The 7,126-nt window shown below is 44.6% G+C and carries 11 protein-coding genes; 10 read left to right on the top strand and 1 reads right to left on the bottom strand.

Annotated features, from left to right (window positions below):
* From Q338_RS11535 to Q338_RS11500, 10 genes are all read left to right on the top strand, one after another.
* Positions 1-397: DUF4261 domain-containing protein (locus tag Q338_RS11535; protein ID WP_034295586.1), on the top strand; the 397-nt coding region annotated here is incomplete at its 5' end.
* A 70-nt stretch (positions 398-467) separates the two neighbouring features.
* Positions 468-647 carry a hypothetical protein gene (locus tag Q338_RS11530; protein ID WP_034295584.1) on the top strand — a complete coding sequence of 60 codons (180 nt, stop codon included), beginning with the start codon at positions 468-470 and terminating at the stop codon, positions 645-647.
* The gene (locus Q338_RS11525; protein ID WP_147293676.1) at positions 620-1,213 is read left to right on the top strand and encodes a hypothetical protein; all 594 of its coding nucleotides are present in this window, start codon (positions 620-622) and stop codon (positions 1,211-1,213) included. The genes Q338_RS11530 and Q338_RS11525 overlap by 28 nt, the downstream gene beginning before the upstream one ends.
* Before the next feature lie 44 nt (positions 1,214-1,257).
* On the top strand, positions 1,258-1,425 hold the full coding sequence (locus Q338_RS14630; RefSeq protein WP_156961081.1) for a hypothetical protein: 168 nt from the start codon (positions 1,258-1,260) through the stop codon (positions 1,423-1,425).
* A gap of 89 nt (positions 1,426-1,514) precedes the next feature.
* A complete protein-coding gene (locus Q338_RS11520; protein WP_034295580.1) occupies positions 1,515-1,856 on the top strand; it encodes an L-rhamnose mutarotase in 342 nt (113 codons plus the stop codon).
* Positions 1,814-2,014, top strand: a complete 201-nt coding sequence (locus Q338_RS14625) for a hypothetical protein (protein ID WP_156961080.1) — start codon at positions 1,814-1,816, stop codon at positions 2,012-2,014. Before Q338_RS11520 ends, Q338_RS14625 begins: the two co-directional genes overlap by 43 nt.
* 88 nt (positions 2,015-2,102) lie before the next feature.
* Complete coding sequence (rpsL, locus tag Q338_RS11515; protein ID WP_003792002.1) at positions 2,103-2,477, top strand: 30S ribosomal protein S12; 375 nt, start codon at positions 2,103-2,105, stop codon at positions 2,475-2,477.
* Positions 2,478-2,623: 146 nt separating this feature from the next.
* Positions 2,624-3,097, top strand: coding sequence for a 30S ribosomal protein S7 (gene rpsG, locus Q338_RS11510; protein WP_034295575.1), 474 nt, complete (start codon positions 2,624-2,626; stop codon positions 3,095-3,097).
* An 18-nt stretch (positions 3,098-3,115) separates the two neighbouring features.
* Positions 3,116-5,221: an elongation factor G gene (gene fusA, locus Q338_RS11505; protein WP_034295573.1), complete on the top strand. Its 2,106-nt coding sequence runs from the start codon at positions 3,116-3,118 to the stop codon at positions 5,219-5,221.
* 225 nt (positions 5,222-5,446) lie between these two features.
* A complete protein-coding gene (locus Q338_RS11500; RefSeq protein ID WP_034295571.1) occupies positions 5,447-6,274 on the top strand; it encodes an alpha/beta hydrolase in 828 nt (275 codons plus the stop codon).
* Positions 6,275-6,378: 104 nt separating this feature from the next.
* Here the strand turns inward: Q338_RS11500 and Q338_RS11495 are convergent.
* The coding region (locus Q338_RS11495; RefSeq protein ID WP_034295570.1) for a calcium-binding protein at positions 6,379-7,126 on the bottom strand (748 nt) is incomplete at its 5' end.

Raw genomic sequence — 7,126 nt, 5'->3', positions numbered from 1 at the left:
CCTGAAACAAGAAAATGCCACCAGCGTGTACACTTCGGGAACAGTTTATACGGCTGATTTTTATCAGAAAGTAGCGAAAGAATATCTGCCTAACAATGCAATTCCGATTATGATTTGGGTTTATGTGGGCTTGAGGCAAAATGAGCAGGGCAATCAGCTTTACACATCGGGCATGGCGAAATTTGGTAAAGATGAAATAGAGATTTTAAACAGCAAAATCAATATGGGTACGCTTCACGCTTCATTAAGCAGTATGTGCAGCTACATCATCAGTTCAGGTTTGGTCTTGAAAGATGGGGAAACCATTGGATTTAGCGCAGAGCAGAAATGGGCAATCAGCCACTCAAAAAGCGTGTACGCACCAAGTGAATTTTCATTAAAGATTGATATTCAATAAAATATTTTTAGGCTAAGCGGTCTATTGTTCTGTACAATAGACCGCTTTCATATTTTTAAATTGAGCCAAAATGAAAAACGACAAAGTATGGTATTGGCATACCGCAAATATTTTTAATGACAGCCGCCTGTTCCCTATGAATTACCCTAATGCTGTTGATTATAAAGAGTATTATGAATTGGAGAAATTAGGTAAAAATAAAACTGAACAACAACAACAACAATGGCAGACACTTTTAAAAAAAGAATAGAACTAGGAAATATGTTTAGAAGGGATTTTTTTCCTATCCCAAAAGAAAACATGCCCGATATGATGTATGCACCTAACCCAACCCAAAAGGGACTTGTCTTGCCTGATATTTTTTCCAATGGTGCATTGATGTCGCATAAACCATTTGTGGATATTTTAAAACAATTTCGGTTGGGTAAAACCCAAATCAGTGAGCCTATGCGTTTTTTTGATTTAACAACAGATGATTATGTGAATGACACCGAATACTACTTTATTAATATAGCAGAACGACATCAGTTTTTTTTACCAGAAAAACGGATTAATCCCATATATTCTCAACCTGCTGTACAGATACATGGTATTGATGTTTATTACTCACCTTCTGCACCAAAGGCGTTCACTATTGAAAATTTACCCATTTCAATCAATGCATTAGATTGTGAAGTGGATATTTGGCATGACCCAGCAATAATGAACTCACTTTTTTTATCAAATAGATTAGCCCAAGCATTATTGAAATCTGACATTGATAAAAATTTACTGACACTTTGGGAATGCCCATTATTTGATGATGTAAACAATTAATTTAATCTTTCAGGCAGCCTGAAACCCTTTGCGTAGGGTACGCCATGCGCACCAAAATCCCCACAAAAATCATGATTTCATGGCAATTCGGTGCGCACAGCGCACCCTACATTTTGCTGTCCGCTAGGACTTTCAGGCAGCCTTACAGTACACGACAATTTTTCCCATCACAAAAATGTAGGGTGCGCCATGCGCACCAAATTACTGAATAATTTAAATATTGTGGTGGGTTTTGGTGCGCACAGCGCACACTACAGTTATTTTTGTCGTGTACTGAAAGGCAGCCTGAAAGGATATTTTGATGAAAAATACTTACGTTTTAATGCTGGATTTGCAAGACAATCCCGACAAAATCGCCGAATACGAACAACACCACCGCGCCATGTGGGCGGAAGTGGAACAGCACATTGCCGCCTGTGGCATTACCCAAATGACGATTTATCGTTTGGGAACGAGCTTGGTGATGTTGATGGACACCGATGACACGTTCAGTTTTGAACGCATGGCGCAACTCTCCGCCCAAAATGAAACCGTGCAACGCTGGGAAAAATGGATGTGGGATTATCAGCAAGCCACGCCCTTTACCCCAGCAGGCGAAAAATGGGTGGCGATGGACGAGATTTATCGCTTTCAGGCTGCCTGAAAAGTGGGGCGTATCATGCGCCGTTTTGCCAAAATAGGTCAAAATTTGGTGCGTGGTACGCACCCTACAAAACTGGGGTTGAATACATTACCCCAGTTTTTTCATTTTCAGGCAGCCTGAAACACACAAAAACCCACCCAATATCACAAACTTATTGACAAATCCATGTTTAGCAAGCGATAATATCAGGCTTGCTGGCGATTTGCTGGCAAGTTTGTTTTAAACATTCAACAGGAATTTGAAAATATGCCTACTATTAACCAATTGGTTCGCAAGGGTCGTCAAAAACCCGTTTATGTGAACAAAGTACCTGCGCTGGAAGCCTGTCCACAAAAACGTGGCGTTTGCACCCGCGTGTACACCACAACCCCTAAAAAACCAAACTCCGCTTTGCGTAAAGTATGTAAAGTGCGTTTGACCAACGGTTTTGAAGTGATTTCATACATCGGTGGTGAAGGTCATAACTTGCAAGAACACAGCGTGGTATTGATTCGCGGCGGTCGTGTAAAAGACTTGCCAGGTGTACGCTACCACACCGTTCGCGGTTCTTTGGACACCGCAGGCGTGAAAGACCGCAAACAAGCGCGTTCTAAATACGGTGCAAAACGCCCCAAAAAATAATAAACTGATTTTAAGTTTATTGAATTGATTGAATTTTTTGAAAAACTGGCACGTCGGCTGCCTGAAAAAACTTCACAGCCGAGTAAGTGATGATTTCTGTATAAATCATCATGGGAATGCCCCAACTGAATAGAATGGAATAAACTATGCCACGTCGCAGAGAAGTCCCCAAACGCAACGTATTGCCCGACCCAAAATTCGGCAGCGTTGAATTGACCAAATTCATGAATGTGTTGATGATTGACGGCAAAAAAGCCGTTGCAGAACGCATTGTTTATGGCGCATTAGAACAAATCGCCAAAAAAGTTCAAGGCAAAGAAGCCATTGAAGTATTCAATGAAGCCATCGCCAACGCCAAACCCGTAGTGGAAGTAAAAAGCCGCCGCGTAGGTGGTGCCAACTACCAAGTTCCTGTTGAAGTTCGTGCCGACCGCCGTTTGGCGTTGGCAATGCGCTGGTTGCGCGATGCAGCCCGCAAACGCGGCGAAAAATCCATGGATTTGCGCTTGGCTGGTGAATTGATTGACGCTGCCGAAGGTCGTGGCGGTGCCATGAAAAAACGCGAAGAAGTGCATCGCATGGCAGAAGCCAACAAAGCCTTCTCTCACTTCCGTTTCTAATTTTGAGAGGACAATAAAATGGCTCGCAAAACCCCCATTAGCTTATACCGCAATATCGGTATTTCTGCCCACATTGACGCAGGTAAAACCACCACCACAGAACGCATTTTGTTCTACACAGGTTTGACCCACAAATTGGGCGAAGTGCATGACGGCGCAGCCACCACCGACTACATGGAACAAGAACAAGAGCGCGGTATCACCATTACCTCTGCTGCTGTTACCTCCTACTGGTCTGGTATGGCAAAACAGTTTAAAGAACACCGTTTCAACATCATTGACACCCCCGGACACGTGGACTTTACCGTAGAGGTAGAACGTTCTATGCGCGTTTTGGACGGTGCCGTAATGGTTTATTGCGCGGTAGGTGGTGTACAACCCCAGTCTGAAACCGTATGGCGTCAAGCCAACAAATACAAAGTGCCACGTTTGGCATTTGTGAACAAAATGGACCGTCAAGGTGCCAACTTCTTCCGCGTGGTAGAACAAATGCGTACGCGCTTGCGTGCCAACCCTGTGCCTGTTGTGATTCCTGTGGGCGCAGAAGACGGCTTTGAAGGCGTGATTGATTTGTTGAACATGAAATCCATCATTTGGAATGAAGAAGACAAAGGCGTAACCTTTGAATATGGCGACATTCCAGCCGATTTGGTGGCAACTGCCGAAGAATGGCGTCAAAACATGATTGAAGCCGCAGCCGAAGCCAACGAAGAGTTGATGGACAAATACTTGGGCGGCGAAGAGTTGAGCGAAGACGAAATCATCGCGGCTTTGCGCCAACGCACTTTGGCTGGCGAAATTCAACCCATGTTCTGTGGTTCAGCTTTCAAAAACAAAGGTGTACAACGCATGTTGGACGGCGTGGTGCAATTCTTGCCCGCACCTACCGACATTCCACCTGTACAAGGTGTGAACCCTGAAACCGATGCAGCCGACAGCCGTGAAGCCAGCGATGAAGCACCTTTCTCCGCTTTGGCATTCAAAATGTTGAACGACAAATATGTGGGTAACTTGACCTTTATCCGCGTTTACTCTGGCGTGTTGAAATCAGGCGACACCGTTGTGAACTCCGTAAAAGGCACACGCGAACGCATTGGCCGCTTGGTACAAATGACAGCCGCAGACCGCACTGAAATTGAAGAAGTACGCGCAGGCGACATCGCAGCCGCAATCGGTTTGAAAGACGTTACCACAGGCGAAACCTTGTGTGATGACAAAGCACCCATCATCTTGGAACGCATGGAATTCCCAGAGCCTGTGATTCACGTTGCCGTTGAGCCAAAAACCAAAGCCGACCAAGAAAAAATGGGTATTGCTTTGAACCGTTTGGCAAAAGAAGACCCCTCTTTCCGCGTGCGTACCGATGAAGAATCGGGTCAAACCATTATTTCTGGTATGGGCGAGTTGCACTTGGAAATCATCGTGGACCGCATGAAACGCGAATTTGGCGTAGAAGCCAACGTGGGTGCGCCACAAGTGGCATACCGCGAAACCATTCGCAAAGCCGTTAAAGCTGAACACAAACACGCGAAACAATCGGGTGGTAAAGGTCAATACGGTCATGTGGTAATTGAAATGGAACCTATGGAACCCGGTGGTGCAGGCTACGAGTTCATTGACGAGATTAAAGGTGGTGTGATTCCACGCGAATTTATCCCGTCTGTGGACAAAGGTATTCGTGATACTTTACCAAACGGTGTGGTTGCAGGCTATCCTGTAGTAGATGTACGCATTCGCTTGGTATTCGGTTCTTATCATGATGTGGACTCTTCACAACTGGCGTTTGAATTGGCTGCTTCACAAGCGTTTAAAGAAGGTATGCGTCAAGCATCGCCTGCTTTGTTGGAGCCAATCATGGCGGTGGAAGTGGAAACCCCAGAAGACTACATGGGCGATGTAATGGGCGACTTGAACCGTCGTCGCGGCATCGTATTGGGTATGGACGATGACGGCATTGGCGGCAAGAAAGTTCGCGCCGAAGTGCCTTTGGCGGAAATGTTCGGTTACTCAACTGACTTGCGTTCTGCCACACAAGGTCGCGCTACCTACTCTATGGAGTTTGCGAAATACGCGGAAGCCCCTGCTCACGTTGCAGCAGAAGTTACCGCAGCGCGTAAAGGTTAATTTCTTTTCGTGAAATGATATTCAGGCTGCCTGAAATGTTTGTGAAAGCATTTTAGGCAGCCTGAAAACCTTTTTTGGAGCCAGCGTAGCAACTGTATTTTTATCCGACTGGGTTAAAAATAAGTTGCTACGCTGGCTTTCATTATCTTACAAAACTTTGAAAAGGCAGCCTGAAACCCAAATTTTCGGTACAATACCCATTTTGCACACACAGAAATCCCATCAATGAAACGCGATTTTCTCAATTACTACTATTTGGAAATGCAGGAACATTTTTTACCTGTGCCTTATTTCAATCATGCCCGCCGCGTGCGCGTGTTGCTGCCCAAAGACTATCGCAGCGAAAACCATGCCCGCTACCCCGTTTTATATATGCACGATGGGCAAAACGTGTTTTACAGCAAAGAATCCTATTCGGGCTACTCATGGAAAATCATTCCTACCATTAAGCGAAACGCCCATTTTCCCAAAATGATTATTGTCGGCATAGACAACGCAGGCGCAGAACGGCTCAACGAATACGGACCATGGAAAACCGACACAGGCTCCACCCCCGAAACCATGAATGCGGGCGGATTGGGCGCACAATACGGTCGCTGGGTGGTGGAACACGTCAAACCCTTTATTGACCAACACTACCGCACCCAGCCCGACCGTGAACACACTTTGCTGGCGGGCAGTTCAATGGGGGGCATTATTACCGCTTATATGGGGGCGGCGTATCCGCAAGTATTTGGGCATTTGGGCGTATTTTCGCTGGCATCTTGGTTTAGCGAAACGGCGTTTTTGGACTTTATACACCGCCACCCACTCCACCGCGACAGCAAAGTGTTTATCCAAGTTGGCACAAAAGAGGGCGATGAAGTGGATTCGCATTTTATTGACAATATGAATCAAGCCTATATTGATTGTACGCTCAATTACTATCAGGCTTTGCTGCAAACAGGTTCGCCATTAGAAAACGTGCATGTGCGGATTCGCGCCAATGAAATTCATCACGAAATGCATTGGGCGCAACATTTTGTGGATTTTTTAAAATTTGCGTTTAAATAAGATGTTGAGACAGCCTGAAAACCGAACACATGGTTTTCAGGCTGTTTATTTTAAAAATAAATAATTAAATACTCTTGATAAATCAATATACCAAATACTATAAATTAAGCATTTGTAACCAGTAAATTAGGCGTATTTTGATTTTGCACCACATTCATCACTTCACTACCAACTGCAGAACTTTGCCCAAATACTGACATAGCTTGAATTAATTGATTTGCTGAATTTACATATTTGGCAAAATCAGGATTACTAATGGTTTGGTCATCAAAAGCAAAATGTTCAACAGCATAATTTGCATGATAGAAATGATTGCTGATACGAACACTACTACCATCTTGTTGAGTTAAAACTAAGTCAGAACCAGATTTTGTAAATTGAACATTTTCTGCACGCATACCTTCAAAACGCACAGTATCTTGATGATTTGCAGATGTATCATAATTGTAGATGGTATCTTTACCCGAACCTTGTGTAAATACATAAGTGTCGTTACCTTCCCCACCAGTTAAACTATCATCACCTGCACCGCCATTGAGCATATCGTTACCATCGCCAGCATTCAGGCTGTCGTTGCCTTCGCCACCATTGAGTGTGTCATTACCCGCATCGCCTTGCAAATTATCATTGCCTGCACCGCCATTTAACACATCATCGCCAGCACGACCATAGATTTGGTCGTTGCCATCATCGCCGTTTAAGGTGTCATTGCCTTTTGCGCCATACAAATAGTCATTACCAGCTCCAGCAGAAATCAGGCTGCCTGAATCATAAGCGTACAAATTATCGCGCTCATCAGTACCTTGCTGCACCATTTCTTTAATCGCAGCAACATCCAATACCGTGCCATCT

The sequence above is a fragment of the Alysiella crassa DSM 2578 genome (assembly GCF_000745955.1).
Taxonomy (GTDB): Bacteria; Pseudomonadota; Gammaproteobacteria; order Burkholderiales; family Neisseriaceae; genus Simonsiella; species Simonsiella crassa.
This window is presented reverse-complemented; position numbering and strand designations above follow the sequence as displayed.

Excerpts from the sequence above, each read along its gene's own strand:
- Q338_RS11530 (WP_034295584.1), top strand. The coding sequence starts at position 468 with ATGAAAAACGACAAAGTATGGTATTGGCATACCGCAAATATTTTTAAT.
- Q338_RS11525 (WP_147293676.1), top strand. The coding sequence starts at position 620 with ATGGCAGACACTTTTAAAAAAAGAATAGAACTAGGAAATATGTTTAGA.
- Q338_RS14630 (WP_156961081.1), top strand. The coding sequence starts at position 1,258 with ATGCGCACCAAAATCCCCACAAAAATCATGATTTCATGGCAATTCGGT.
- Q338_RS11520 (WP_034295580.1), top strand. The coding sequence starts at position 1,515 with ATGAAAAATACTTACGTTTTAATGCTGGATTTGCAAGACAATCCCGAC.
- Q338_RS14625 (WP_156961080.1), top strand. The coding sequence starts at position 1,814 with ATGGGTGGCGATGGACGAGATTTATCGCTTTCAGGCTGCCTGAAAAGT.
- rpsL (WP_003792002.1), top strand. The coding sequence starts at position 2,103 with ATGCCTACTATTAACCAATTGGTTCGCAAGGGTCGTCAAAAACCCGTT.
- rpsG (WP_034295575.1), top strand. The coding sequence starts at position 2,624 with ATGCCACGTCGCAGAGAAGTCCCCAAACGCAACGTATTGCCCGACCCA.
- fusA (WP_034295573.1), top strand. The coding sequence starts at position 3,116 with ATGGCTCGCAAAACCCCCATTAGCTTATACCGCAATATCGGTATTTCT.
- Q338_RS11500 (WP_034295571.1), top strand. The coding sequence starts at position 5,447 with ATGAAACGCGATTTTCTCAATTACTACTATTTGGAAATGCAGGAACAT.